Consider the following 22,752-nt stretch of genomic DNA (forward strand, 5'->3'; position numbering starts at 1 on the left):
CACTATTTAAGGTGTAGATCGTGGCAAGGAAAACCCCCATTGAGCGTTACCGTAACATCGGTATCTCCGCTCACATTGACGCCGGTAAGACGACCACTACCGAGCGTATTCTGTTTTACACCGGTGTGAACCACAAGCTGGGCGAGGTTCATGACGGCGCTGCCACCACCGACTGGATGGAGCAAGAGCAGGAGCGTGGCATTACCATCACCTCCGCTGCTGTGACCACCTTCTGGAAGGGTATGGGGATGCAGTTCCCCGAGCACCGTTTCAACATCATCGACACCCCGGGACACGTGGACTTTACCATTGAGGTAGAGCGTTCCATGCGTGTGCTGGACGGCGCGGTGATGGTGTACTGCGCGGTGGGCGGCGTTCAGCCCCAGTCTGAAACCGTATGGCGTCAGGCTAACAAGTACAAAGTTCCGCGTATCGCTTTCGTGAACAAGATGGACCGTCAAGGCGCCAACTTCTTCCGTGCGGTTGAACAGGTGAAAACTCGCCTGCGCGGCAACCCGGTGCCCATCGTAGTGCCTATCGGCGCTGAAGACGGCTTCACCGGCGTGGTTGATCTGCTGAAAATGAAGGCCATTATCTGGGATGAAGCTTCCCAGGGCATGAAATTCGAATACGGCGAGATCCCGGCCGACCTGGTTTCCGTGGCCGAAGAATGGCGCGAGAAGATGGTTGAAGCCGCGGCTGAAGCCAGCGAAGAAATGATGGACAAGTACTTGGGCGGCGAGGCGCTGACCGAGGAAGAAATCATCGCCGGTCTGCGCGAGCGTACCCTGAAGTGCGAAATCCAGCCGATGCTGTGCGGCTCCGCGTTCAAGAACAAGGGTGTACAGCGCATGCTGGACGCCGTGGTTGAGCTGCTGCCGGCGCCGATCGACATCCCGGCCATCGCTGGTGAGACCGACGGCAAACCGGCCGAACGTCACGCTTCCGACGACGAGCCGTTCTCGGCTCTGGCGTTCAAGCTGATGAACGACCCGTACGTCGGTCAGCTGACCTTCTTCCGCGTCTACTCTGGTGTGGTTAAGTCCGGTGATACCGTGCTGAACTCCATCAAGGGCAAGAAAGAGCGTATCGGCCGTATCGTGCAGATGATGGCGAACGACCGTATCGAGCTGGAAGAAGTGCGTGCCGGCGACATCGCCGCCGCCATCGGCCTGAAAGAAGTGACCACGGGTGAAACCCTGTGCGACCTGAACGCCAACATCATCCTGGAGCGCATGGAGTTCCCGGAGCCGGTGATTCACGTTGCTGTTGAGCCGAAAACCAAGGCCGACCAGGAGAAGATGGGCGTTGCCCTGAACCGCCTGGCCAAGGAAGACCCGTCGTTCCGCGTGCGTACCGACGAAGAATCCGGCCAGACCATTATTTCCGGTATGGGCGAACTGCACCTGGAAATTCTGGTTGACCGCATGAAGCGCGAATTTGGCGTTGAAGCCAACGTTGGTGCTCCGCAAGTGGCGTATCGTGAAACCATTACCAAAACCGTTACCGATGTTGACGGCAAGCACGTCAAGCAGTCCGGTGGTAAGGGTCAGTACGGTCACGCGGTTATTACCCTGGAGCCGTCCGGCGAGGGTAATGGCTACAAGTTTGTCGACGAGATCAAGGGTGGCGTGATTCCGCGTGAATTCATTCCGTCCGTGGACAAGGGTATTCAGAACACCCTGTCCAGCGGTATTCTCGCCGGCTTCCCGGTGGTTGACGTTACCGTGCGTCTGACCTTCGGTTCCTACCACGACGTCGACTCCTCGCAGATCGCGTTCGAACTGGCTGGCTCCCTGGCATTCAAAGAAGCCATGCGCCGCGCCGGTCCGTGCATCCTCGAGCCGATGATGGCGGTGGAAGTGGAAACTCCGGAAGAGTACATGGGCGATGTGATGGGCGACTTGAACCGTCGTCGCGGCATCGTTCAGGGTATGGACGACGATGGTTTGGGTGGCAAGAAGATCAAGGCCGAAGTACCGCTGGCCGAGATGTTCGGTTACTCGACCGACCTGCGTTCCGCTACCCAGGGTCGTGCGACCTACTCGATGGAGTTCAAGCACTACTCCGAAGCTCCGAAGCATGTTGCCGACGCCGTAATGGCCGCTCGCAAGTAATGCGCGCTGAGGCTGGCCGAGCCGTAAGGGCTTGGCCAGTCCCGATCTAATGTTCTTTAATTAAGGATTTTTGCAAAATGGCAAAAGAAAAGTTTGAGCGGACCAAACCGCACGTAAACGTAGGCACCATCGGTCACGTGGACCATGGTAAAACCACTCTGACCGCTGCTATCACCACTATTCTGTCGAAGAAGTTCGGTGGCGAAGCCAAAGACTACTCCCAGATCGACAGCGCGCCGGAAGAGAAGGCTCGCGGTATTACCATTAATACCGCTCACGTAGAATACGAAACCGAGTCCCGTCACTACGCTCACGTAGACTGCCCGGGTCACGCCGACTACGTTAAGAACATGATTACCGGTGCTGCCCAGATGGACGGCGCTATCCTGGTGTGCTCGGCCGCTGACGGTCCGATGCCGCAAACCCGCGAACACATCCTGCTGTCCCGTCAGGTTGGCGTTCCGTACATCATCGTGTTCCTGAACAAGGCCGACCTGGTGGACGACGCTGAGCTGCTGGAACTGGTTGAAATGGAAGTTCGCGATCTGCTGTCTTCCTACGACTTCCCGGGCGACGACACCCCGGTGGTGATCGGCTCCGCTCGTCTGGCGCTGGAAGGCGACCAGTCCGAATACGGCGAGCCGGCTATCTTCAAGCTGGCGGCTGCTCTGGATTCCTACATTCCGACTCCGGAACGTGCCATCGACAAGCCGTTCCTGCTGCCGATCGAGGACGTGTTCTCGATCTCCGGCCGCGGCACCGTGGTAACCGGTCGCGTAGAGCGCGGCATTGTTAAAGTCGGCGAAGAACTGGAAATCGTGGGCCTGAAGGCAACCGCGAAGACCACTTGCACCGGCGTGGAAATGTTCCGCAAGCTGCTGGACCAAGGTCAGGCCGGCGACAACGTTGGCGTGCTGCTGCGCGGCACCAAGCGTGAAGACGTTGAGCGTGGCCAGGTGTTGGCTAAGCCGGGTACCATCACCCCGCACACCAAGTTCGGCGCTTCCGTGTACGTGCTGAGCAAAGACGAAGGTGGCCGTCACACCCCGTTCTTCGCGAACTACCGTCCGCAGTTCTACTTCCGCACCACCGACGTAACGGGCGCAGTAACCCTGTCGGAAGGCGTTGAAATGGTAATGCCGGGCGATAACGTGGAAATCACCGTTGAGCTGATCGCTCCGATCGCCATGGAAGAAGGTCTGCGTTTCGCCATCCGCGAAGGCGGCCGTACCGTCGGCGCCGGCGTTGTTGCCAAGATCATCGCTTAAGGATCGGAGAATCTAATGTCTAGCCAGAAAATCCGCATCCGCCTGAAGGCTTTCGATTACAACCTGATCGATCGCTCCGCTCAGGAAATCGTTGAAACCGCCAAGCGCACCGGCGCCGTTGTTAAAGGCCCGGTTCCGCTGCCGACCAAAATCGAGCGTTTCAACGTTCTGCGCTCCCCGCACGTGAACAAGACTTCCCGCGATCAGCTGGAAATCCGCACTCACCTGCGTCTGATGGACATCGTGGACCCGACCGACAAAACCGTCGACGCTCTGATGAAGCTCGATCTGCCGGCCGGTGTGGATGTGGAAATCAAGCTGCAGTAATCGCTTAAGTTCAAGGGTTTGCGAGCTAAGTTCTTGCGATTCTTGAATTTTCTGTGATACATTAGCGGACTCGCCATTTTGGCGAGTCCGTTTTTGTTTTTTCTGTCGTGTTTTTTATGCCGGTCAATCGTAATCGGCGCCTGAAAAAGGAAATAAACATGAGTTTAGGTCTTGTCGGTCGCAAAGTCGGCATGACCCGCATTTTTGCCGAAGATGGCGCAACCATCCCGGTAACTGTGCTGGACATGTCCGCTAACCGCGTCACGCAAATCAAAACTGCTGAAACCGACGGCTACAATGCCGTGCAGGTTACCTATGGCTCCAAAAAGGCCAGCCGTGTTGTTAAGGCTGCCGCGGGCCACTTCGCCAAGGCTGGCGTTGAAGCAGGTCTGGGTCTGGTCGAGTTTCCGCTGACCGCCTCCGATCTGTCCAGCTTCAAGCCGGGCGATGCCATCGCTGTTGAGATCTTCACCGTTGGTCAACTGGTTGATGTAACCGGCACCTCCAAAGGTAAAGGCTTCTCCGGCGTGATCAAGCGTCACAACTTCTCTTCCAACCGTGCTTCCCATGGTAACTCGCGTTCGCATAACACGCCGGGTTCCATCGGTCAGGCGCAAGATCCGGGTCGCGTTTTCCCGGGTAAGCGCATGGCGGGCCAATACGGTAACGTCAAGAGCACCGTGCAGTGCCTGGAAATCGTTCGTGTCGATGCCGAGCGTCAACTGATTCTGGTTAAAGGCGCTGTTCCTGGCGCCAAGAACGGTGACGTAGTCGTTCGTCCTAGCGTGAAGGCGGGTGCGTGATGGAATTGAATGTAATCAATACCCAAGGCAAGGCTGTTGGCAGCCTGCAAGTGTCCGACTCTTTGTTCGGCCGCGAATACAACGAAGCCCTGGTGCATCAGGTTGTTACCGCATTCCTGGCGAATGCTCGTAGCGGCAACCGCGCCCAGCTGACCCGTGCTGAAGTGAAGCACTCGACCAAAAAGCCTTTCCGTCAGAAAGGTACTGGTAACGCTCGTGCCGGTATGACTTCCACCCCGAACCGTCGTGGTGGTGGCCGTGCCTTCCCGAACAAGCCGGACGAGAACTTCACTCAGAAAGTTAACCGCAAGATGTTCCGTGCAGGCATGGCCGCGATTCTGTCGCAGCTGGTCCGCGACGAGCGTCTGATCGTGGTTGACGAGCTGAACGTTGAAAGCCCGAAGACCAAAGAATTCGTTGGCACCGTTCAGCCGATGGGCCTGGAACAGGCTTTGTTCATCACTGGCGAACTGAGCGAAAACCTCTATCTCTCTTCGCGTAACCTGCCGAACGTGCTGGTTATCGAAGCGGTTCAAGCTGATCCGTACAGCCTGTTGCGCTTCAAGAAGACCGTGATCACTCGCGACGCTGTGAAGCAACTTGAGGAGCAGTGGGCATGAACCAAGAACGTCTGTTGCAAGTAATTCTTGCTCCCATCGTTTCCGAAAAGAGCACCATGATTGCTGAGAAGAACCAGCAAATGGCGTTCCGCGTTGCCAAAGACGCGACCAAGCCCGAAATCAAGGCCGCGGTTGAAATGCTGTTCAACGTAAAAGTTGAAGGCGTTTCCACTGTGAATGTCAAAGGCAAGGTTAAGCGCTTTGGCCGTTCCATCGGTCGTCGCAGTGACTGGAAAAAGGCCTACGTTAGCCTGGTGGAAGGTCAAGAAATTGATCTGACCGCTACCCCGGCCGCAGCGGAGTAAGGAGATAGAGCATGCCTATCGTTAAGGTAAAACCGACTTCCGCGGGCCGCCGTGCCGTTGTCAAGGTAGTAAACCCTGACCTGCACAAAGGTGCTCCGCACGCCGCCCTGTTGGAAAAGAAATCTTCCACCGGTGGCCGTAACCACAATGGTCACATCACCACGCGTCATCGTGGCGGTGGCCACAAGAAGCACTACCGCATCATCGACTTCCGTCGCAACAAGGATGGCATCCCGGCGAAAGTGGAACGCATCGAATACGATCCGAACCGCACCGCTCACATCGCTCTCCTGTGCTACGCCGATGGCGAGCGTCGCTACATCATCGCCCCGCGCGGTGTGAAAGCAGGCGCTGAGCTGTTGTCCGGCGCGGAAGCTCCGATCAAGGCCGGTAACGCTCTGCCGATCCGCAACATCCCGGTGGGTACCACTATCCACTGCGTGGAAATGCAGCCTGGCAAGGGCGCTCAGATGGTTCGTTCCGCTGGCGCGTCCGCGATGCTGCTGGCTCGCGAAGGCGCTTACGCTCAACTGCGTCTGCGTTCGGGCGAAATTCGCCTGGTGCACGTTGATTGCCGAGCGACTGTTGGTGAAGTGGGTAACGAAGAGCACTCCCTGCGCAAGCTGGGCAAGGCTGGCGCTACTCGCTGGCGCGGTATCCGTCCGACCGTTCGTGGCGTTGCCATGAACCCGGTTGACCACCCGCACGGTGGTGGTGAAGGCCGTACTGGTGAAGGCCGTGTGCCGGTTAGCCCGTGGGGCACTCCGGCTAAGGGCTTCCGTACCCGTCGCAACAAGCGTACCGACAATATGATCGTACGCCGTCGCTATTCCAAAAAAGGGTAATTGACAATGGCACGTTCGCAGAAAAAAGGCCCGTTCGTTGATCTGCATCTGCTGAAAAAAGTAGATGCGGTGCGGGCAACCAGCGACAAGCGTCCGATCAAGACTTGGTCTCGTCGTTCGACCATCCTGCCGGATTTCATTGGTCTGACCATCGCTGTGCACAACGGTCGCACCCATGTGCCTGTTTATGTTTCCGAAAACATGGTCGGCCATAAACTGGGCGAATTCTCGCTGACTCGTACCTTCAAAGGCCACGCGGCCGATAAGAAGGCGAAGAAGAGATAAGGTGAAGCGATGAGAGTATCTGCAAATCTGAAAAGCGTTCGCCTGTCGGCACAAAAATGCCGCCTGGTGGCCGATCTGATCCGCGGCAAGTCCGTTGATCAGGCTCTGAATATCTTGGCCTTCTCCCCGAAGAAGGGCGCGGTAATCATCAAGAAAGTGCTGGAATCTGCCATCGCTAACGCCGAGCACAACGAAGGCGCCGACATTGACACCCTGCGTGTCACCGGCATCTTTGTTGACAAAGGCGCTAGTCTGAAGCGTTTCACCGCCCGTGCTAAGGGTCGTGGCAATCGCATCGAAAAGCAGACCTGCCACATCTCGTTGACCGTTGGCAATTAAGGGGTAAGAAATGGGTCAGAAGATTCATCCGACGGGATTCCGTCTTGCCGTTAACAAAAACTGGTCTTCCAAGTGGTTCGCGAATTCGCAGAACTTCCCGGAAATGCTGAAGCAGGATATCGAAGTTCGTGAATTCCTGAAAAAGCGTCTGGGTCACGCTTCGGTTGGCCGTGTGACCATCGAGCGCCCGGCTAAGTCCGCCCGCATCACCATTCACAGCGCCCGTCCGGGTGTTGTGATCGGTAAAAAAGGCGAGGACATCGAGCTGCTCAAGCAAGAACTGCAAAAGCGCCTGGGCGTTCCCGTGCATGTGAACATCGAAGAAGTTCGCAAGCCGGAACTGGATGCTCAAATCATCGCCGACGGCATCGCTTCCCAACTGGAGAAGCGCGTGATGTTCCGTCGCGCCATGAAGCGCGCTATGCAAAACGCAATGCGCATGGGCGCTCAAGGCATCAAGATCATGAGCTCCGGCCGTCTGAACGGTATCGACATTGCTCGTAGCGAATGGTACCGCGAAGGCCGCGTGCCGCTGCATACCCTGCGCGCAGACGTAGACTACGCTACCTCCGAAGCCAAAACTACCTACGGTATCATCGGCATCAAGGTATGGGTATACAAGGGCGAGCTCAAGCCGGGTCAAGTTCAACCGGCTCCGGTAGCGACCGAGAAGAAATCGAGAAAGGGTGCTCGAAATGCTGCAGCCAACTAGACTCAAGTACCGTAAACAGCATAAAGGCCGCAACACGGGTATCGCTACTCGTGGCAACAAAGTGAGCTTTGGTGATTTCGGTCTGAAGGCGGTTGGTCGTGGTCGTCTGACCGCGCGCCAGATCGAAGCTGCGCGTCGCGCGATGACCCGTCACATCAAGCGTGGCGGCCGCATCTGGATCCGCATCTTCCCGGACAAGCCGATTACTTCCAAGCCTGCTGAAGTTCGTATGGGCGGGGGTAAAGGCTCTCCGGAGTACTACGTGGCCGAAATCCAGCCTGGCAAGATGCTGTACGAAATGGATGGTGTTTCCGAGGAACTCGCTCGTGAAGCTTTCCGTCTGGCCGCAGCCAAGTTGCCGATCGCCACTGTGTTTGTAACTAGACAGGTAGGTCAGTAATGAAAGCGTCCGAACTGAAAGCCAAAACTGTTGACGAGCTGAAGGCGGAACTGCTTAGCCTCTTGAAGGCCCAGTTTGCTCTGCGCATGCAGCACGCCACTCAGCAACTCGCCAAGACCTCTGAACTGAAGAAAGTACGTCGCGACATCGCTCGCGTGCGCACCGTTCTGAAAGAAAAGGCAGTTTAAGATGAGCGAAACCAAAGTGGTACGTACGCTGACCGGTACCGTAGTCAGCGACAAGATGGATAAAACCGTGACCGTGCTGGTCGAGCGCAAAGTAAAGCACCCGATCTACGGCAAGATTATCCGTCGTTCTAAGAAGTTCCACGCGCACGACGAGAACAACGAGTTCAAGGCCGGCGATATCGTTGTTATCAGCGAGTCCCGTCCGCTCTCGAAGACCAAGACGTGGGTGGTAACTGCCCTGGTAGAGAAATCCCGCCAGGTGTAAAGACTTGCAGGGGGCGAAAGCTCCCTGTATAATGGCCATCTTCCTACCTCTATCGGGTAGGAGTTCCGCCCTTACGGGGTCCAAAACTGGCCGTTGGATACGCCACAGTTTCTGTGGCGTTTCGTCTGTTTGGTCTTGCTCTTATGCGAGAAACCGGCAGGTGAGAGTGACGGATAAAGTTGGATTAGAAAGGTAATCATCACATGATCCAAATGCAGACCATGCTTGAGGTCGCTGACAATACAGGTGCGCGTCACGTTATGTGCATCAAAGTATTGGGCGGTTCCAAGCGTCGCTATGCAAGCGTAGGCGACATCATCAAGGTGACCATCAAGGATGCTGCACCGCGTGGACGCGTCAAAAAAGGCGACGTTTACAACGCGGTTGTGGTTCGCACTGCCAAAGGCGTGCGTCGTCCGGATGGCTCGTTGATCAAGTTTGACGGCAACGCCGCCGTCCTGCTCAACAACAAGCTTGAGCCTATCGGCACTCGTATCTTCGGGCCTGTTACGCGTGAACTGCGTACCGAGCGCTTCATGAAGATCGTTTCGCTGGCTCCTGAAGTACTGTAAGGAGATCGCATGCGCAAAATTCGCAAGGGTGATGAAGTCGTAGTAATCACCGGCAAAGACAAAGGTAAGCGCGGCACCGTTCTGCGCGTTCTGGACGAGAAACTGGTTGTTGAAGGCGTGAATGTCGCCAAGAAACACCAGAAGCCGAATCCGGTGCGTGGCGTGGCCGGCGGCATCGTTGAAAAGACCATGCCTGTTGACGCATCGAACGTCGCCATTTTCAATCCGGCAAGCCAAAAGGCTGACCGCGTAGGCTTCAAGATTCTTGAAGACGGCCGCAAGGTACGCGTGTTCAAGTCCAACGGCGAAGTCATTGGCGCGTAAGGAACAAAACATGGCACGTCTCTACGATTTCTACAAAGACACCGTAGTGCCTGAACTGATGAAACAGTTCGGCTACAAGTCCATCATGCAAGTCCCGCGCATTGAGAAGATCACTGTGAACATGGGTGTGGGCGAAGCTGTTGCCGATAAAAAGGTAATGGATTTCGCCGTGGGCGACCTGGAAAAGATCGCCGGCCAGAAGCCGGTTGTCACCACCGCTCGCAAATCCATCGCAGGCTTCAAGATTCGCGATCACTATCCGGTGGGTTGCAAGGTAACTCTGCGTCGCGAACGCATGTACGAGTTCCTGGACCGCCTGGTGACGATCGCGCTGCCGCGCGTTCGCGACTTCCGTGGTGTTTCCGCCAAGTCTTTCGACGGCCGCGGCAACTACAACATGGGCGTTAAAGAACAGATCATCTTCCCGGAAATCGAGTACGACAAGATCGATGCTCTGCGTGGTATGAACATTACTGTTACCACCACCGCGAAGACTGACGAAGAGGCCCGCGCTTTGCTGGCCGCGTTCAAGTTCCCGTTCAAGGGTTAAGCACATGGCAAAACTTGCACTGATTCAGCGCGAAGAGAAGCGTGTCAAGCTGGCTGCAAAATTTGCTGCCAAGCGCGAAGCCCTTATCGCGACTATCAACAATCAAAGCCTCTCGGAAGAAGAGCGCTTTGCAGCTCGCCTGCAACTGCAGCAGCTGCCGCGCAATGCTTCCCCGGTTCGCCAGCGTCGTCGCTGCGCCATTACCGGTCGTCCGCGTGGCGTATTCCGCAAATTCGGTCTGGGTCGTAACAAACTCCGTGAAATCGCTCTGAAGGGCGAGATTCCGGGGGTTGTGAAGGCCAGCTGGTAATAGGAGACACATAAATGAGCATGCACGATCCTATTTCCGATATGTTGACCCGCATCCGCAACGGCCAAATGGCTTCCAAGGTGGCTGTTTCCATGCCGTCTTCCAAGCTGAAAATTGCGCTGGCGCAGGTGTTGAAAGAAGAAGGCTACATCGAAGACTTCGCCGTTGCCGGCGAAGAGAAGAAGCCTGTTCTCGATATCCAGCTCAAGTACTATGCTGGCCGTCCGGTGATCGAGCGCATTGACCGCGTTTCCCGCCCTGGCCTGCGTGTGTACAAGGGCTCCACCGAAATCCCGAAAGTCATGAATGGCTTGGGCGTGGCTATCCTGTCCACCTCCAAAGGCGTTATGACTGATCGCAAAGCGCGCGCGGCCGGCATCGGCGGCGAGTTGCTGTGCGTCGTGGCTTAAGGGGGTCAAATGTCTCGCGTAGCTAAGAATCCCGTAGTCATCCCGGCTGGCGTCGAAGTGAAATTCGGCGCTGCAGAAGTGACTGTGAAGGGCGCCCTGGGCTCCCTGAGCACCGCTCTGTGCGAAGAGGTAGATGTCAAGCTGGACAACGGCCAACTGACATTCGCCGCCAAGAACGACAGCAAGTTCGCTCGTGCCATGTCCGGCACTCTGCGCGCGCTGCTGAACAATATGGTGACCGGCGTGTCCAAAGGCTTCGAGAAGAAGCTGCAGCTGGTAGGCGTGGGCTATCGTGCCCAGGCCCAAGGCGACACCCTGAACCTGTCTCTGGGTTTCTCCCACCCGGTGGCTCATCAAATGCCTGAAGGCGTTAAAGCTGAGACTCCGAGTCAGACCGAGATCCTGATCAAAGGCGCTGACAAGCAGCGCGTTGGCCAGGTGGCTGCCGAAATCCGCGCTTACCGCGCTCCCGAGCCGTACAAAGGCAAGGGCGTTCGTTACGCTGATGAGGTTGTGGTTCTGAAAGAAACCAAGAAGAAGTAACTGAGGCACTGATATGGACAAGAAACAAGCTCGACTCCGCCGCGCACGTAAAACCCGTGCCCGGATCGCGGAGCTCAAGATGGTGCGTCTCACTGTGTATCGCACCAATAGCCACATTTATGCCCAGATCGTTGATGAGACTGGCAGCAAAGTACTGGCCAGCGCCTCTTCGCTGGAAACCGACGTACGCGCTGATCTCAAAAACGGCGGCAACGTGGCAGCTGCAGCCGTGATCGGCAAGCGCATTGCTGAAAAAGCAAAAGCCGCTGGCATCGAGAAAGTCGCTTTCGACCGCTCTGGTTTCAAATACCACGGTCGTATGAAAGCGCTGGCTGACGCCGCTCGCGAACACGGTCTCGTATTCTAATTCGGAGTGAAGAATGGCTAAACACGAAACGGAAGATCGTGGCGACGGTCTGGTCGAGAAAATGATCAGCGTCAACCGCGTCACCAAAGTGGTTAAAGGCGGCCGTATCATGGCTTTCTCCGCCTTGACCGTGGTAGGTGATGGCGATGGCGGAATCGGCATGGGTAAGGGCCGTTCCAAGGAAGTTCCGGTTGCCGTACAAAAGGCAATGGAACAAGCTCGCCACAACATGGTTAAGGTTCCGTTGAAAAACGGCACTTTCCACCACACTGTGGTTGGCAAGCACGGCGCTACTACTGTATTCATCCAGCCCGCTAAAGAAGGTACCGGTGTGAAAGCCGGCGGCCCGATGCGCGCTATCTTTGATGCTATGGGTGTTCATAACGTCTCGGCAAAAATTCATGGTTCCACCAACCCGTACAACGTGGTGCGTGCAACTCTGGATGGTCTGAGCAACATCAACACCCCGGCGCAAATCGCCTCCAAGCGTGGCCTGAGCGTCGAGGACATCCTGGGGGTGAGCCATGAGTAACGCCAAGACTGTAAAGGTCACTCTGGTAAAGAGCCTGATCGGTCGCCTGGAGTCTCACAAGGCTTGCGCCCGTGGTCTGGGTCTGAAGAAAATTCGCCAGACTGTTGAAGTGCTCGATACCCCTGAAAACCGTGGCATGATCAACAAGATCAGCTACTTGTTGAAATTCGAGGGCTAAGAGATGCTGCTGAACACTGTACAGCCGGGTGCCGGCGCCAAGCATGCCAAGCGCCGTGTAGGCCGTGGCATCGGCAGCGGCCTGGGCAAGACTTGTGGCCGCGGTCACAAAGGTCAGAAGAGCCGTGCAGGTGGTTTCCACAAGGTTGGTTTCGAAGGCGGTCAAATGCCGCTGCAACGTCGTCTGCCGAAACGCGGCTTCAAGTCGCTGAACGCAGGCAAGGTTGCCGAGATTCGCCTGTCCGAGCTGAACCTGCTGCCGGTTGATGAAATCGACCTGCTCTCTCTCAAGCAAGCTGGTCTGGCTTCCATCCAGGCGACTTCCGCCAAGGTGGTGCTGTCCGGCAAGATTGAGCGCGCAGTAAAACTGCGCGGCGTTGGCGTAACTGCCGGCGCTCGCGCCGCCATCGAAGCTGCCGGCGGCAGCGTAGAATAAGGCAATAATCTGTGGCGAATACTTCTCTAGTGGCAAATGCCAATAAGTTTGGTGATCTCAAGCGTCGAATCTGGTTCCTGATTGGTGCCCTGATCGTTTATCGCATCGGTGCCCACATCCCGGTTCCGGGTATCAACCCTGCCGAGCTAGCGAAGTTGTTCCACTCATCGCAGACGGGCCTGCTCGACATGTTCAACATGTTCTCGGGCGGCGCCCTCTCGAGGTTTACGGTTTTTGCCATTGGCATTATGCCGTACATCTCGGCCTCCATCATTCTTCAGCTCGCCTCCGAGGTTCTTCCGAGCCTCAAGCAGCTGAAGAAGGAGGGCGATGCGGGACGTCGTAAGATAACCCAGTACACACGTTACGCCACTGTTCTGCTCGCGACTTTCCAAAGTTTCGGCATTGCGGTGATGCTGTACAAGCAGCCTAACCTGGTGGTGACTCCGCAGTGGGAGTTCTACCTGACGACTGTCGTATCGCTGGTAACCGGCACCATGTTCCTCATGTGGCTGGGCGAGCAGATTACCGAGCGCGGGATTGGCAACGGCATTTCGTTGATCATCTGCGCAGGTATCGCCGCTGGCGTTCCGGCTGCGATCGGCAAGACCTTGACTCTAACCAGTCAGGGTTCTTTGCCTATCCTGTTTGCCGTCGTGTTGTTTGTCGGAGTGATCGTGGTGACTTATGTGGTGGTGTACGCCGAGCGCGGCCAACGCAAAGTCCTGGTGAACTACGCCAAACGGCAGGTGGGCAATCGCGTCATGCAGGGCCAGAGCACGCATTTGCCGCTCAAGCTCAACATGGCGGGGGTGATTCCGCCGATTTTCGCGTCCAGCATCATCCTGTTCCCGGCCACCGTTCTCGGCTGGTTCGGTCAGGGCGAGCACATGGGCTGGCTGAAGGGCATCGCAGACAAACTGCATCCCGGTCAGCCGATCTACGTGCTGCTGTATGCGGCGGCCATCGTCTTCTTCTGCTATTTCTACACGGCGTTGGTGTTCAACCCGAAGGAAACGGCTGACAACCTGAAGAAGAGCGGTGCCTTCATCCCGGGTATTCGTCCTGGTGAGCAGACTTCCCGGTACATCGAGAAGATCATTCTGCGGCTGACGCTGATTGGTGCGATCTACATCACACTGGTCTGCTTGTTGCCGGAATTCCTGATCTTGAAGTGGAACGTGCCGTTCTACTTCGGCGGCACATCGCTGCTGATCATTGTGGTGGTAACCATGGACTTCATGGCGCAGGTACAGTCTTACGTGCTGTCGCATCAGTACGAGAGCTTGCTTAAGAAGGCCAACTTCAAAGGCAACGCGCTCACGCGCTGACAACTTGAGCTTGCGCTGGGTTATTGGCTAAGGAAGACACCATCCAGATGCAGTGCGAAATTCCGGAGTCCGCTTCGGAGTTTTGCTTGTGAATGGACACGTGGTAACCGGGCACTTCAGACGGGGTGCGATTGCATAGGCATTCGCATCCAATCTGACTGCGGTTTGGGGCGAGGGGTTTCTCCTCGGTCCTGCCCGTCCCGGATAGTGTTCCGTGCGAAATAACGCACTTGCTCTTTTAGAGGATTGAAAGGAACTGACATGCGAGTACAGCCTTCGGTAAAGAAGATTTGCCGCAACTGCAAAATCATTCGTCGCAATCGCGTAGTTCGCGTGATTTGCACGGATCCGCGTCACAAGCAAAAACAAGGCTAACATTTGTTAGACCTGGATTTGCGTGTTACAATCGCAAACTTTTCAAGGTCTTAAGGCTTAAGGAAAGAGTATGGCCCGTATTGCAGGGGTAAACATCCCCAATCATGCGCATGCCGTTATCGGCCTGCAGGCAATTTTCGGCATCGGTCAGACTCGCGCCCAGCAGATTTGTGCTGCTGCCAGCGTGAACCCTTCCACGAAAGTGAAGGATCTGACTGACGCTGAAATGGAAGCTCTGCGTGACGAAGTCGCCAAGTTCACCGTTGAAGGTGATCTGCGTCGCGAAGTCACCATGAGCATCAAGCGTCTGATGGACATGGGCTGCTATCGCGGCTTCCGCCATCGTCGTGGCCTGCCGTGCCGCGGTCAGCGCACTCGCACTAACGCTCGCACCCGCAAGGGGCCGCGTAAGGCGATCGCCGGCAAGAAGTAATTAATAGGAACAACAGATAATGGCTAAAGCAAACACAGCAGTTCGTGTACGCAAGAAAGTGCGCAAGTCTGTTAGCGAAGGCATCGTGCACGTGCACGCTTCGTTCAACAACACCATCATCACGATCACCGACCGTCAAGGCAATGCATTGTCTTGGGCTACCTCTGGCGGCGCTGGTTTCAAGGGCTCGCGCAAGAGTACACCCTTTGCTGCTCAGGTAGCAGCAGAGCACGCTGGTAAAGTTGCCCAAGAATACGGTGTGAAGAACCTCGAAGTTCGTATCAAGGGCCCGGGTCCGGGTCGTGAATCCGCTGTTCGCGCACTCAACGCGCTGGGTTTCAAGATCACCAGCATCTCCGACGTGACGCCGGTACCGCACAACGGTTGCCGTCCGCCCAAAAAACGTCGTATCTAATTCGGAGAGTGTGAGAACATGGCACGTTATATCGGCCCTAAGTGTAAGCTCGCTCGTCGTGAAGGCACCGACCTTTTCCTGAAGAGCGCGCGTCGTGCACTGGATTCCAAGTGCAAACTGGATAGCCCTCCGGGCCAGCATGGCGCTCGTAAGAGCCGCCTGTCTGACTACGGTGTGCAACTGCGTGAAAAGCAGAAAATCCGTCGTATTTACGGTGTACTCGAGCGTCAGTTCCGCAATTACTTTGCGGAAGCTGTGCGTCGCAAAGGCTCCACGGGTGAAAACCTGCTGAAGCTGCTCGAGGCCCGCCTGGATAACGTTGTATATCGCATGGGCTTTGGCTCCACTCGCGCCGAAGCGCGCCAGCTGGTTAGCCACAAGGCTATCGTTGTGAACGGCCAGGTTGTGAACATTCCGTCCTACCAGGTTAAAGCCGGTGACGTAGTGTCCGTCCGTGAAAAAGCCAAGAAACAGGCCCGTATCGTAGAAGGTCTGGCTCTGGCCGAGCAGGGTGGCTTCCCGTCTTGGGTTCTGGTTGACTCCAAGAAAATGGAAGGCACTTTCAAATCCGCTCCGGAACGTTCCGAACTGTCTAGCGATATCAACGAACAACTCGTTGTGGAATTCTACTCCAAGTAATCGCTAGCTCTTAGGGAATGACTATGCAAAACAGCGCTTCGGAATTTCTGAAACCTCGTCTTATCGACGTTCAGCCGGTTTCCGCCACTCACGCTCGTGTGTCGATGGAGCCGTTCGAGCGCGGCTACGCTCATACTCTGGGTAATTCGCTGCGCCGGATTCTGCTGTCGTCGATGCCGGGCTATGCTCCGACCGAAGTGACTATCGCTGGCGTTTTGCATGAGTATTCCGCACTTGATGGCGTGCGCGAGGATGTCGTAGACATCCTCCTCAACCTCAAGGGCGTAGTGCTTAAGCTGCATGGTCGTGACAGTGTTGTGTTGTCCTTGAAAAAGGACGGCGAAGGCGCTGTCTTGGCTGGCGATATCGAACTGCCGCACGATGTGGAAGTGATCAATCCGGACCACGTGATTTGTCACATCTCTTCTGGCGGTAAGATCGACATGGAGATCAAGATCGAAAAAGGCCGCGGCTATCAGCCGGTGTCGGTTCGATCCAATCATGAAGACAACCGTTCCATCGGTACCATTCAACTGGATGCTTCCTTCTCGCCGGTTCGCCGCGTGAGCTTCGCTGTGGAAAGCGCCCGTGTTGAGCAGCGTACCGATCTCGACCGCCTGGTTCTCGATATCGAGACCAACGGCGTGATTGAGCCGGAACAGGCAGTGCGCAACGCTGCCCGTATTCTGATGGATCAGCTGTCGATCTTTGCCGATCTCCAAGGCACAGCGGTTGAAGAAGTCGTTGAAAAGGCGCCGCCGATCGATCCGATCCTGCTGCGTCCGGTAGACGATCTTGAACTGACGGTTCGTTCGGCCAACTGCCTGAAAGCTGAGAACATTTATTACATCGGCGATCTGATCCAGCGTACTGAAACCGAGCTTCTGAAGACTCCGAACCTCGGCCGCAAGTCGCTGAACGAGATCAAGGAAGTTCTCGCTTCCAAAGGCCTGACTCTCGGGATGAAACTCGAGAACTGGCCGCCTGCTGGCCTCGAAAAGCCGTAAGGTTTGAGATAAAAGGACATTAACAATGCGTCATCGTTACAGTAATCGTAAACTGAACCGCACGACCAGCCATCGTCTGGCGATGCTGCGCAACATGGCGAATTCGCTGCTGAAGCACGAAGTTATCGTGACCACGCTGCCGAAAGCCAAGGAACTGCGTCGTGTGGCCGAGCCGTTGATTACGCTCGGCAAAAAGCCGTCTCTCGCCAACCGTCGTCTGGCGTTTGACCGCACTCGTGACCGCGATATCGTGGTTAAACTCTTCGACGTTCTCGGCCCGCGCTTCTCCGCCCGCAATGGTGGTTATGTGCGTATCCTGAAGTACGGTTTCCGCAAGGGCGACAATGCCCCGATGGCTCTGGTAGAGCTGGTGGACCGTGCGGAAGATGCCGTAGCGGTTGAAGACAACTCCGCCGAGTAATCGACGAAGTTGAGAAAGAAGCCAGGCGTAAGCCTGGCTTTTTTCATTGCCGGAAAAGAAAACCCGCCTTTGAGCGGGTTTTTTCTTATCCGGCGCCAGCTGGCGGGATGGCTTAAAAAATCGAGAGGCCTGTACGCGTGGTGAAGCGATCCAACGCTTCCAGGCCCAGCACTGAATTGCCCTTGCTATCCAGCTCCGGGCTCCACACGGCGATGCTCATTTTGCCGGGTATGATGGCCAGCATGCCGCCGCCAACGCCGCTTTTCACTGGCAGGCCGACTCGGTAGGCGAATTCGCCGGCGGCATCGTAAGTGCCGCAGGTCAGCATCACCGCGTTGATTTGCTTGGCCTGGCTGCGGCTTAGCGATTGCAAGCCGTCTCGGGTGATGCCGTGGTTGGCGAGGAATAAGCCTGCATTGGCCAGCTCCACGCAGTTCATCGTTATGCTGCAGCTGTTGAAATACTGCTGCAGTACGGTTTCCACCTCGTTGTCGAGGTTGTCGTAGCTTTTCATAAAGTGCGCCAGCGCTGCGTTCCGATGACCGTGGGCGCGCTCGGATTCGGCGACGCGGGCATTGCCGCATAGCGTGGCGTTGCCGGACTCTTGGCGCAAGCGGGTCAGCAAGGCGCCGTGGGCGTCTTCAAAATGGCTGATGGCGCGGTCGGTGACCACCAGCGCGCCTGCGTTGATGAAGGGGTTGCGAGGAACGCCGTCCTCGTATTCCAGCTGCACCAGTGAATTGAACGGGTTGCCGGACGGTTCTTTGCCTACATGGCTCCATAAGGAGTCGCCGTCGGCCTCCAGCGTGAGCGCCAGCATGAAGGCTTTGGAAATGCTTTGGATGGAGAAGGGGACGGCGGCGTCGCCGCAGCGGTAATGGCGGCCGTCCAAGGTGGTGATGGCCATGCCGAATTGGCGTGGCGGCACTTCGGCCAGCGCCGGGATGTAGTCTGCGACGCGGCCTTGGCCGTAGTAGGCGGCAACTTCGTCGTGGATTTGATCGAGTAAGTCTTGCAGATTCATTAATCTATTCAGCATAAATCAGTCAAAACGCCGATGGCCGGCGTTGGAAAATCAAAACTCGTAGCGGGTTTCCAGCACGCTGAATTCAGCGCCCAACTCCAGCAGGCCTTCATTGCGAGGCACCAAGTTGACGCCGAAGCAGACGCCTTCCGGCAAGGTGCGGATGCTGACCAGCGTGCGTAAAGGCTGCTGCTCCGGCGACTTGATGCCGGTATCCGGGTCTACCGTGGTCAGCACGCAGCGAGTGCAGGGCTTGGCGACATCGAACACCACATCGCCGATCTGCACGACTTTCCAATCGTCCTCTTCCCAGGCGTAATCGCCATTGACCACCAGATTGGGGCGGAAATGCCGCAGAGTAACCGGTTGATCCAGTTCGTCGTTCAGCGCATCCAGCGATGCCTGATTCACTAGTAAATAAGGATAGCCGTCGGCGAAGGACATCGCGTGTTCGCTGTCCTTCAGCCGGCGATTGGAATGCATGCCCAGCCATAGCAGCCGGCAGGGTTCGTCCAGTACTTCGCTGAACCAACGATCGACCGCGGCATCGCCGTGATAGGCGGCGAAGTTGTCCTTCCATACTGTGGCCGGCGCTTCTTGCTGGTATTGAGTGCTCATTGCCAGCACCGGCGGCTTGCCTGGAAATTTGAACAGCGCGCCGCCGGGAATCAGGTCCACCTCCACGCGCACTAGCTGCGGGTGGGAGCGGGCGGTGAAGAAGCGGCCGTTCTCGCTCGCCAGAAGCCACTCGCGGTCATGCAGCAGGCCCTGCTTGCCGGCGAAGGCGCGGCTGTAGGAAAGGCCGCGACAGGATTTCAACGGATGGACGAACATTTCGACAAGTTGCATGAAGGGCTCCGCTAGGCTGTGGTTACCGCATGTTATCACTGTGGCGGGCAACTCAGAAAATCCCACAGCCGACGGTCCTGGCTGAAGGCGACATTGAAGCGCAGCCAGTCGGAGGGCATGCCGTAGGCGCGGAATAGATGGCCGGGCGCGAGGAGGATCTTGTGTTGCTGCGCCTGTTCGGCCAGCTGTCTAGAGTCCAGTTCGCCAGGCGGCCGCGCCAGCAGGAACAGGCCGTTGGACGGCCGCGCGAACAACTGCCAGCCGTGTTCGAGAAACAGTTGCTGGCATTGCGCTTGGGCTTCGGCCAACCGTGCGCGCAGCCGCTCCAGCTGACGGCGGTAGCGGCCCTCTGACACCAGTTCCAGCGCCAGCCTTTCGTTCAGCTCAGGCGAGGTCAGCCCGGACATCATCTTGTAATGGACGATGCGCTCTAGCAGTTCGGTCGGGCCGCATAGATAGCCCACGCGCAGGCCCGGCGACAGCGACTTGGAGAAACTATCGATGTAGAGCACGCGCTTGAGGCCATCCAGCGCCGCCAGCGCGGGTTGGCGGTCGCCGGCGAAGTCCGCGGAAACATTGTCTTCCACGATCAGGAAGTCGTACTCCTCTGCCAGCCGCAGCACCTGGTGAGCGACGGACGGCGAATAGCTGGAGCCAGTGGGGTTTTGCAGCCAGGGATTGGTGAAGAAGGCCCGCGGTCGATGCTGGAGCAGCAGCGCGCGCAACTGCTCGAGATCGGGGCCATGTTCGGTCCAAGGCACGGGAACCAGCTTGAACTCGCGAAACGCCAGGCAGGACAGCAGGTTGCAATAGCCTGGATCGTCCACTAGCACGGTGTCTCCGGCTTGTAGCAGCGCGCAGGCTGCCATGTCCAGCGCGCGGCTGGCGCCCTGAGTCAGCGCGATGTCGTCGGCGCGTGCCGGGATGCCCCGTTCGGACAAGCGGTCGGCCAGATGCTCGCGCAAGGGCAGAAAGCCTTTTGGATCGCCGTAGCCGGGAGCAGCGACGGCGTCGCGGGCTAGTTGCCTTAATGCTTTTTGCTGCGCTTCGGCGTCGTACCAGTGGGAGGGCAGCCAGCCGCAGCCAGCGAACAGGGTATTGGCGTCCTGCTGGTAAATCTTGCGAAGCAGCCAGTATTCGTCCACTGGCCAGACGCGAGGAGCTGCCGGCAGATCGGGGGGGCGGCTTTCCCGTCTAGCCTCCACGTAAAAGCCCGAGCCCGGCCGCGCGGCCAGATAGCCCAGAGTCACCAGCCTATCGTAGGCCTCAGCCACGGTGAAAGGGCTGACGCCCAGTTCCCCTGCCATTCTACGAATAGATGGGATTTTTGCGCCTTTGCGCCAATGGCCGCATTGGATGGCGGAAATAGCTGAATTGACGATGTTTTCAACCAATGTAATGCCATCCATGGGCATAAGATTCAGGCTAGCCATTGCGCGTTATTTGAGCATCATTGATATTGGGCCTGTCCGTTGAGAACAGCTTGTGATAAATATCTTGTCATAAGCCGGATGGCATGTCGCAGCCGTTGATCTGTATGTTTTTTGTTGAGCTTTGCGGACGAAACGGCTAAGACAAGAATAGAGCCTACTGGCATTGAGAATGATCATAACAGTGCTTTGTCGTGGATTGACAAGCAATCGCGGCAGGCCAAGTCGAATTGGGGATGGAGGACGGAAATGCGCTCTTTGCGTGTAAAGTTGATTGTATTCATTGCGGTGTTGCTGGTTTTGCTGGGCGCCATTATTACGGCCCTGGTGTATACCCAGATGCGCAACGAGATTGTCCAGGGAGTGGACAATGAGCTGTCCAGCACCTCACGCGGTTACGCCAATCTGGTCAAGGACTGGTATGGCAGCAAGGTCAAGGTGGTGATTGCCGGCAATCCGGTGGTGGGAACGCCAGAGCCTATGCCGATGCTGGCGCGCTTGAGTCAGGCCGGCGGCTACGACATGACCTATATCGGTACCGCTGACCACAAAATGATCCGTTCCGACTTCAAGCCGCAGCCGGCGGGTTACGATCCGGTGGCGCGACCTTGGTATCAGCAGGCTCAGGCCAGCGGCAAGCCGGGCGTATCCGATCCCTACGTCGATTTCGACACCAAGAAACTGGTAGTGACTTTCGTGTCACCGGTGTTCGACGGTTCCACGCTGAAAGCAGTGGTGGGCGGCGACATCTTCATCGACGATCTGGTCAAAACCGTGCTGTCCGCCAAGCTGCGCGGCAACGGCTACGCTTTCCTGGTGGATAAGGCCGGCAAGGTGATCGCGCACCCGGACACCACGCTGACACTGAAGCCGCTGGCGGAAAAAGTGCCGGCGCTGACCGGCGAGAAGCTGGTGCAGCTGTCCACCAGCAGCGCGATGGAGGAAATCGAAGTCAACGGCGAGACCAAGCTGGTGCAAGTCGACCCGGTGGAAGGCACTAACTGGCTGCTGGGCGTGATGATAGACAAGTCCGTGGTCAGCGAGCCGCTGGAAAAACTGCTGCTGACCGTGGTGGGCCTGGGCGCGCTGTGCGTGGTGGTGCTGATCCCGGTGGCCAGCGTGATGCTGAGCAAGATGCTGGCCGGCTTGGGCCGCTTGCGCAATGCGATGCTGGAAATCTCCAAAGGCGAAGGCGATTTGACCCGCCGCATCGAGGTGCAGGGCCAGGATGAGATTGCCGAAACCGCTACCGCGTTCAACAGCTTCATCCATCGCTTGCAAAGCATGTTCGTGGCGGTGCGAACCGAGGCGGAAAACGTCACCAACGGCGTGCAGAGCGTGGCCAGCACCGTGGATCAGGTGGCGCGCGACTCTCGGCAGATTTCCGATGTGTCCAGCTCCAACGCCGCGACGCTGGAGGAAATCACCGTCAGCATTTCCCATATCGCCGACGCCGCGCGCGAGGCGGATTCGCTGGTCAACCACACCGGCACCGTATCTAGCGAAAGCGCAGACGAAATGCAGCGCATCTCCCGCGAGATGAACAGCACGGTGGAGGCGGTGAAGGGCTTGTCCGGCATGTTGGTGTCGCTGGATCAGCGCTCGCAGCAGATCAGCGGCATCACCAATGTGATCAAGGATATCGCCGATCAAACCAACTTGTTGGCCTTGAATGCGGCGATTGAAGCGGCGCGCGCCGGCGAAATGGGCCGCGGTTTCGCGGTGGTGGCGGACGAAGTGCGCAAACTGGCCGAGCGCACCGGCCAGGCCACGGTGGAGATTTCCAGCATGGTCAGCACCATCCGCGAGGAAACCAGCCAGGCGGTGACCAATATGCAGCGCACCGTCAACTCGGTGGACGACGGCGTGGAACTGACCGACAGCGCGGTGCAGCGTATCGAGCAGATCCAGCAGGCGATGCAGGAAGTGATGGCCAAGATGAACGAGATCACCTTGTCCACAAGCGAGCAGCACAAGGCCACCACCTTGATCGCGCAGAGCACCGAGCAGATCAACGGCCGCATTGTCGACAGCGACGGCGCCTTGCAGACCGTGCACGACACCTTGAACGATTTGTCGCAGGCGGCCAAGGATATGCGGCAGCTGTTCTCCAGCTTCCGCGTCTGAGTCGAT

General features: G+C 57.1%; 34 protein-coding genes. 31 read left to right on the forward strand and 3 right to left on the reverse strand.

The window, feature by feature from the left end:
- Window positions 1-20: 20 nt before the first annotated feature.
- The 30 genes from fusA (at window position 21) to rplQ (ending at window position 17,316) form a co-directional block, all read left to right on the forward strand.
- The gene (gene fusA, locus MOV80_RS10600; RefSeq protein ID WP_200123251.1) at window positions 21-2,117 is read left to right on the forward strand and encodes an elongation factor G; all 2,097 of its coding nucleotides are present in this window, start codon (window positions 21-23) and stop codon (window positions 2,115-2,117) included.
- A gap of 77 nt (window positions 2,118-2,194) precedes the next feature.
- Entirely contained in the window at window positions 2,195-3,385 is a 1,191-nt protein-coding gene (gene tuf, locus MOV80_RS10605) for an elongation factor Tu (RefSeq protein ID WP_081555062.1), read from the forward strand.
- A 15-nt stretch (window positions 3,386-3,400) separates the two neighbouring features.
- The gene (gene rpsJ, locus MOV80_RS10610; RefSeq protein ID WP_011137734.1) at window positions 3,401-3,712 is read left to right on the forward strand and encodes a 30S ribosomal protein S10; all 312 of its coding nucleotides are present in this window, start codon (window positions 3,401-3,403) and stop codon (window positions 3,710-3,712) included.
- A gap of 158 nt (window positions 3,713-3,870) precedes the next feature.
- Complete coding sequence (gene rplC / locus MOV80_RS10615; protein ID WP_043594113.1) at window positions 3,871-4,515, forward strand: 50S ribosomal protein L3; 645 nt, start codon at window positions 3,871-3,873, stop codon at window positions 4,513-4,515.
- A complete protein-coding gene (gene rplD / locus MOV80_RS10620) occupies window positions 4,515-5,135 on the forward strand; it encodes a 50S ribosomal protein L4 (RefSeq protein WP_019100829.1) in 621 nt (206 codons plus the stop codon). Before rplC ends, rplD begins: the two co-directional genes overlap by 1 nt.
- On the forward strand, window positions 5,132-5,440 hold the full coding sequence (gene rplW, locus MOV80_RS10625; RefSeq protein ID WP_019100830.1) for a 50S ribosomal protein L23: 309 nt from the start codon (window positions 5,132-5,134) through the stop codon (window positions 5,438-5,440). The genes rplD and rplW overlap by 4 nt, the downstream gene beginning before the upstream one ends.
- A gap of 11 nt (window positions 5,441-5,451) precedes the next feature.
- Window positions 5,452-6,285, forward strand: a complete 834-nt coding sequence (rplB, locus tag MOV80_RS10630; RefSeq protein ID WP_043594111.1) for a 50S ribosomal protein L2 — start codon at window positions 5,452-5,454, stop codon at window positions 6,283-6,285.
- Window positions 6,286-6,291: 6 nt separating this feature from the next.
- Entirely contained in the window at window positions 6,292-6,570 is a 279-nt protein-coding gene (gene rpsS, locus MOV80_RS10635; protein WP_019099947.1) for a 30S ribosomal protein S19, read from the forward strand.
- Window positions 6,571-6,579: 9 nt separating this feature from the next.
- Complete coding sequence (gene rplV / locus MOV80_RS10640; protein WP_019099946.1) at window positions 6,580-6,909, forward strand: 50S ribosomal protein L22; 330 nt, start codon at window positions 6,580-6,582, stop codon at window positions 6,907-6,909.
- 10 nt (window positions 6,910-6,919) lie between these two features.
- The gene (gene rpsC, locus MOV80_RS10645; protein ID WP_043594108.1) at window positions 6,920-7,621 is read left to right on the forward strand and encodes a 30S ribosomal protein S3; all 702 of its coding nucleotides are present in this window, start codon (window positions 6,920-6,922) and stop codon (window positions 7,619-7,621) included.
- Window positions 7,605-8,021: a 50S ribosomal protein L16 gene (rplP, locus tag MOV80_RS10650; protein ID WP_019101458.1), complete on the forward strand. Its 417-nt coding sequence runs from the start codon at window positions 7,605-7,607 to the stop codon at window positions 8,019-8,021. Before rpsC ends, rplP begins: the two co-directional genes overlap by 17 nt.
- Window positions 8,021-8,209: a 50S ribosomal protein L29 gene (rpmC, locus tag MOV80_RS10655; protein WP_011137725.1), complete on the forward strand. Its 189-nt coding sequence runs from the start codon at window positions 8,021-8,023 to the stop codon at window positions 8,207-8,209. Before rplP ends, rpmC begins: the two co-directional genes overlap by 1 nt.
- Window position 8,210: 1 nt before the next feature.
- Window positions 8,211-8,474 (forward strand): 30S ribosomal protein S17, encoded by a 264-nt coding sequence (rpsQ, locus tag MOV80_RS10660; protein ID WP_043594104.1) that lies wholly within the window; start codon window positions 8,211-8,213, stop codon window positions 8,472-8,474.
- Window positions 8,475-8,677: 203 nt separating this feature from the next.
- Complete coding sequence (rplN, locus tag MOV80_RS10665) at window positions 8,678-9,046, forward strand: 50S ribosomal protein L14 (RefSeq protein ID WP_019104491.1); 369 nt, start codon at window positions 8,678-8,680, stop codon at window positions 9,044-9,046.
- Between the two features lie 9 nt (window positions 9,047-9,055).
- A complete protein-coding gene (gene rplX / locus MOV80_RS10670; RefSeq protein WP_019104492.1) occupies window positions 9,056-9,370 on the forward strand; it encodes a 50S ribosomal protein L24 in 315 nt (104 codons plus the stop codon).
- Between the two features lie 10 nt (window positions 9,371-9,380).
- On the forward strand, window positions 9,381-9,920 hold the full coding sequence (gene rplE, locus MOV80_RS10675; protein ID WP_019104493.1) for a 50S ribosomal protein L5: 540 nt from the start codon (window positions 9,381-9,383) through the stop codon (window positions 9,918-9,920).
- 4 nt (window positions 9,921-9,924) lie between these two features.
- Window positions 9,925-10,230 (forward strand): 30S ribosomal protein S14, encoded by a 306-nt coding sequence (rpsN, locus tag MOV80_RS10680; RefSeq protein ID WP_081546296.1) that lies wholly within the window; start codon window positions 9,925-9,927, stop codon window positions 10,228-10,230.
- A gap of 14 nt (window positions 10,231-10,244) precedes the next feature.
- Window positions 10,245-10,640 carry a 30S ribosomal protein S8 gene (gene rpsH, locus MOV80_RS10685; protein WP_019104495.1) on the forward strand — a complete coding sequence of 132 codons (396 nt, stop codon included), beginning with the start codon at window positions 10,245-10,247 and terminating at the stop codon, window positions 10,638-10,640.
- Between the two features lie 9 nt (window positions 10,641-10,649).
- Window positions 10,650-11,183 (forward strand): 50S ribosomal protein L6, encoded by a 534-nt coding sequence (gene rplF / locus MOV80_RS10690; protein ID WP_019104496.1) that lies wholly within the window; start codon window positions 10,650-10,652, stop codon window positions 11,181-11,183.
- Between the two features lie 13 nt (window positions 11,184-11,196).
- The gene (rplR, locus tag MOV80_RS10695; RefSeq protein ID WP_019104497.1) at window positions 11,197-11,550 is read left to right on the forward strand and encodes a 50S ribosomal protein L18; all 354 of its coding nucleotides are present in this window, start codon (window positions 11,197-11,199) and stop codon (window positions 11,548-11,550) included.
- 13 nt (window positions 11,551-11,563) lie between these two features.
- Window positions 11,564-12,082, forward strand: a complete 519-nt coding sequence (gene rpsE / locus MOV80_RS10700) for a 30S ribosomal protein S5 (protein ID WP_043594101.1) — start codon at window positions 11,564-11,566, stop codon at window positions 12,080-12,082.
- Window positions 12,075-12,260: a 50S ribosomal protein L30 gene (rpmD, locus tag MOV80_RS10705; RefSeq protein WP_011137715.1), complete on the forward strand. Its 186-nt coding sequence runs from the start codon at window positions 12,075-12,077 to the stop codon at window positions 12,258-12,260. Before rpsE ends, rpmD begins: the two co-directional genes overlap by 8 nt.
- 3 nt (window positions 12,261-12,263) lie before the next feature.
- Window positions 12,264-12,695, forward strand: coding sequence for a 50S ribosomal protein L15 (rplO, locus tag MOV80_RS10710; protein WP_019102768.1), 432 nt, complete (start codon window positions 12,264-12,266; stop codon window positions 12,693-12,695).
- A gap of 11 nt (window positions 12,696-12,706) precedes the next feature.
- Window positions 12,707-14,026, forward strand: coding sequence for a preprotein translocase subunit SecY (gene secY / locus MOV80_RS10715; RefSeq protein ID WP_039755684.1), 1,320 nt, complete (start codon window positions 12,707-12,709; stop codon window positions 14,024-14,026).
- 261 nt (window positions 14,027-14,287) lie between these two features.
- The gene (rpmJ, locus tag MOV80_RS10720) at window positions 14,288-14,401 is read left to right on the forward strand and encodes a 50S ribosomal protein L36 (protein ID WP_011137711.1); all 114 of its coding nucleotides are present in this window, start codon (window positions 14,288-14,290) and stop codon (window positions 14,399-14,401) included.
- Window positions 14,402-14,471: 70 nt separating this feature from the next.
- Entirely contained in the window at window positions 14,472-14,834 is a 363-nt protein-coding gene (rpsM, locus tag MOV80_RS10725) for a 30S ribosomal protein S13 (RefSeq protein WP_019102771.1), read from the forward strand.
- A gap of 19 nt (window positions 14,835-14,853) precedes the next feature.
- On the forward strand, window positions 14,854-15,249 hold the full coding sequence (gene rpsK, locus MOV80_RS10730; RefSeq protein ID WP_008955659.1) for a 30S ribosomal protein S11: 396 nt from the start codon (window positions 14,854-14,856) through the stop codon (window positions 15,247-15,249).
- A gap of 18 nt (window positions 15,250-15,267) precedes the next feature.
- A complete protein-coding gene (gene rpsD / locus MOV80_RS10735) occupies window positions 15,268-15,888 on the forward strand; it encodes a 30S ribosomal protein S4 (protein WP_043594097.1) in 621 nt (206 codons plus the stop codon).
- Between the two features lie 23 nt (window positions 15,889-15,911).
- On the forward strand, window positions 15,912-16,895 hold the full coding sequence (gene rpoA, locus MOV80_RS10740; protein ID WP_039755788.1) for a DNA-directed RNA polymerase subunit alpha: 984 nt from the start codon (window positions 15,912-15,914) through the stop codon (window positions 16,893-16,895).
- A 25-nt stretch (window positions 16,896-16,920) separates the two neighbouring features.
- Complete coding sequence (rplQ, locus tag MOV80_RS10745; RefSeq protein WP_019102992.1) at window positions 16,921-17,316, forward strand: 50S ribosomal protein L17; 396 nt, start codon at window positions 16,921-16,923, stop codon at window positions 17,314-17,316.
- 112 nt (window positions 17,317-17,428) lie between these two features.
- Here rplQ and MOV80_RS10750 read toward each other — a convergent pair whose 3' ends face one another.
- From MOV80_RS10750 to MOV80_RS10760, 3 genes are read right to left on the reverse strand one after another with little or no spacing between them, the layout of a single operon-like run.
- On the reverse strand, window positions 17,429-18,340 hold the full coding sequence (locus MOV80_RS10750; protein ID WP_019102991.1) for a glutaminase: 912 nt from the start codon (window positions 18,338-18,340) through the stop codon (window positions 17,429-17,431).
- A gap of 51 nt (window positions 18,341-18,391) precedes the next feature.
- Complete coding sequence (locus MOV80_RS10755) at window positions 18,392-19,189, reverse strand: MOSC domain-containing protein (RefSeq protein ID WP_019102990.1); 798 nt, start codon at window positions 19,187-19,189, stop codon at window positions 18,392-18,394.
- Between the two features lie 35 nt (window positions 19,190-19,224).
- The gene (locus tag MOV80_RS10760) at window positions 19,225-20,622 is read right to left on the reverse strand and encodes a PLP-dependent aminotransferase family protein (protein ID WP_039755786.1); all 1,398 of its coding nucleotides are present in this window, start codon (window positions 20,620-20,622) and stop codon (window positions 19,225-19,227) included.
- Between the two features lie 246 nt (window positions 20,623-20,868).
- Between MOV80_RS10760 and MOV80_RS10765 the strand changes: the two genes are divergently transcribed.
- On the forward strand, window positions 20,869-22,746 hold the full coding sequence (locus tag MOV80_RS10765) for a methyl-accepting chemotaxis protein (RefSeq protein WP_019102988.1): 1,878 nt from the start codon (window positions 20,869-20,871) through the stop codon (window positions 22,744-22,746).
- Window positions 22,747-22,752 lie beyond the last annotated feature (6 nt).

It is taken from the genome of Chromobacterium sp. IRSSSOUMB001 (assembly GCF_023507765.1).
Taxonomy (GTDB): domain Bacteria; phylum Pseudomonadota; class Gammaproteobacteria; order Burkholderiales; family Chromobacteriaceae; genus Chromobacterium; species Chromobacterium haemolyticum.

Coding starts and splice junctions, on each gene's coding strand:
- tuf (WP_081555062.1), top strand. CDS start 2,195: ATGGCAAAAGAAAAGTTTGAGCGGACCAAACCGCACGTAAACGTAGGC.
- rpsJ (WP_011137734.1), top strand. CDS start 3,401: ATGTCTAGCCAGAAAATCCGCATCCGCCTGAAGGCTTTCGATTACAAC.
- rplC (WP_043594113.1), top strand. CDS start 3,871: ATGAGTTTAGGTCTTGTCGGTCGCAAAGTCGGCATGACCCGCATTTTT.
- rplD (WP_019100829.1), top strand. CDS start 4,515: ATGGAATTGAATGTAATCAATACCCAAGGCAAGGCTGTTGGCAGCCTG.
- rplW (WP_019100830.1), top strand. CDS start 5,132: ATGAACCAAGAACGTCTGTTGCAAGTAATTCTTGCTCCCATCGTTTCC.
- rplB (WP_043594111.1), top strand. CDS start 5,452: ATGCCTATCGTTAAGGTAAAACCGACTTCCGCGGGCCGCCGTGCCGTT.
- rpsS (WP_019099947.1), top strand. CDS start 6,292: ATGGCACGTTCGCAGAAAAAAGGCCCGTTCGTTGATCTGCATCTGCTG.
- rplV (WP_019099946.1), top strand. CDS start 6,580: ATGAGAGTATCTGCAAATCTGAAAAGCGTTCGCCTGTCGGCACAAAAA.
- rpsC (WP_043594108.1), top strand. CDS start 6,920: ATGGGTCAGAAGATTCATCCGACGGGATTCCGTCTTGCCGTTAACAAA.
- rplP (WP_019101458.1), top strand. CDS start 7,605: ATGCTGCAGCCAACTAGACTCAAGTACCGTAAACAGCATAAAGGCCGC.
- rpmC (WP_011137725.1), top strand. CDS start 8,021: ATGAAAGCGTCCGAACTGAAAGCCAAAACTGTTGACGAGCTGAAGGCG.
- rpsQ (WP_043594104.1), top strand. CDS start 8,211: ATGAGCGAAACCAAAGTGGTACGTACGCTGACCGGTACCGTAGTCAGC.
- rplN (WP_019104491.1), top strand. CDS start 8,678: ATGATCCAAATGCAGACCATGCTTGAGGTCGCTGACAATACAGGTGCG.
- rplX (WP_019104492.1), top strand. CDS start 9,056: ATGCGCAAAATTCGCAAGGGTGATGAAGTCGTAGTAATCACCGGCAAA.
- rplE (WP_019104493.1), top strand. CDS start 9,381: ATGGCACGTCTCTACGATTTCTACAAAGACACCGTAGTGCCTGAACTG.
- rpsN (WP_081546296.1), top strand. CDS start 9,925: ATGGCAAAACTTGCACTGATTCAGCGCGAAGAGAAGCGTGTCAAGCTG.
- rpsH (WP_019104495.1), top strand. CDS start 10,245: ATGAGCATGCACGATCCTATTTCCGATATGTTGACCCGCATCCGCAAC.
- rplF (WP_019104496.1), top strand. CDS start 10,650: ATGTCTCGCGTAGCTAAGAATCCCGTAGTCATCCCGGCTGGCGTCGAA.
- rplR (WP_019104497.1), top strand. CDS start 11,197: ATGGACAAGAAACAAGCTCGACTCCGCCGCGCACGTAAAACCCGTGCC.
- rpsE (WP_043594101.1), top strand. CDS start 11,564: ATGGCTAAACACGAAACGGAAGATCGTGGCGACGGTCTGGTCGAGAAA.
- rpmD (WP_011137715.1), top strand. CDS start 12,075: ATGAGTAACGCCAAGACTGTAAAGGTCACTCTGGTAAAGAGCCTGATC.
- rplO (WP_019102768.1), top strand. CDS start 12,264: ATGCTGCTGAACACTGTACAGCCGGGTGCCGGCGCCAAGCATGCCAAG.
- rpmJ (WP_011137711.1), top strand. CDS start 14,288: ATGCGAGTACAGCCTTCGGTAAAGAAGATTTGCCGCAACTGCAAAATC.
- rpsM (WP_019102771.1), top strand. CDS start 14,472: ATGGCCCGTATTGCAGGGGTAAACATCCCCAATCATGCGCATGCCGTT.
- rpsK (WP_008955659.1), top strand. CDS start 14,854: ATGGCTAAAGCAAACACAGCAGTTCGTGTACGCAAGAAAGTGCGCAAG.
- rpsD (WP_043594097.1), top strand. CDS start 15,268: ATGGCACGTTATATCGGCCCTAAGTGTAAGCTCGCTCGTCGTGAAGGC.
- rpoA (WP_039755788.1), top strand. CDS start 15,912: ATGCAAAACAGCGCTTCGGAATTTCTGAAACCTCGTCTTATCGACGTT.
- rplQ (WP_019102992.1), top strand. CDS start 16,921: ATGCGTCATCGTTACAGTAATCGTAAACTGAACCGCACGACCAGCCAT.
- MOV80_RS10750 (WP_019102991.1), bottom strand. CDS start 18,340: ATGAATCTGCAAGACTTACTCGATCAAATCCACGACGAAGTTGCCGCC.
- MOV80_RS10755 (WP_019102990.1), bottom strand. CDS start 19,189: ATGCAACTTGTCGAAATGTTCGTCCATCCGTTGAAATCCTGTCGCGGC.
- MOV80_RS10760 (WP_039755786.1), bottom strand. CDS start 20,622: ATGGCTAGCCTGAATCTTATGCCCATGGATGGCATTACATTGGTTGAA.
- MOV80_RS10765 (WP_019102988.1), top strand. CDS start 20,869: ATGCGCTCTTTGCGTGTAAAGTTGATTGTATTCATTGCGGTGTTGCTG.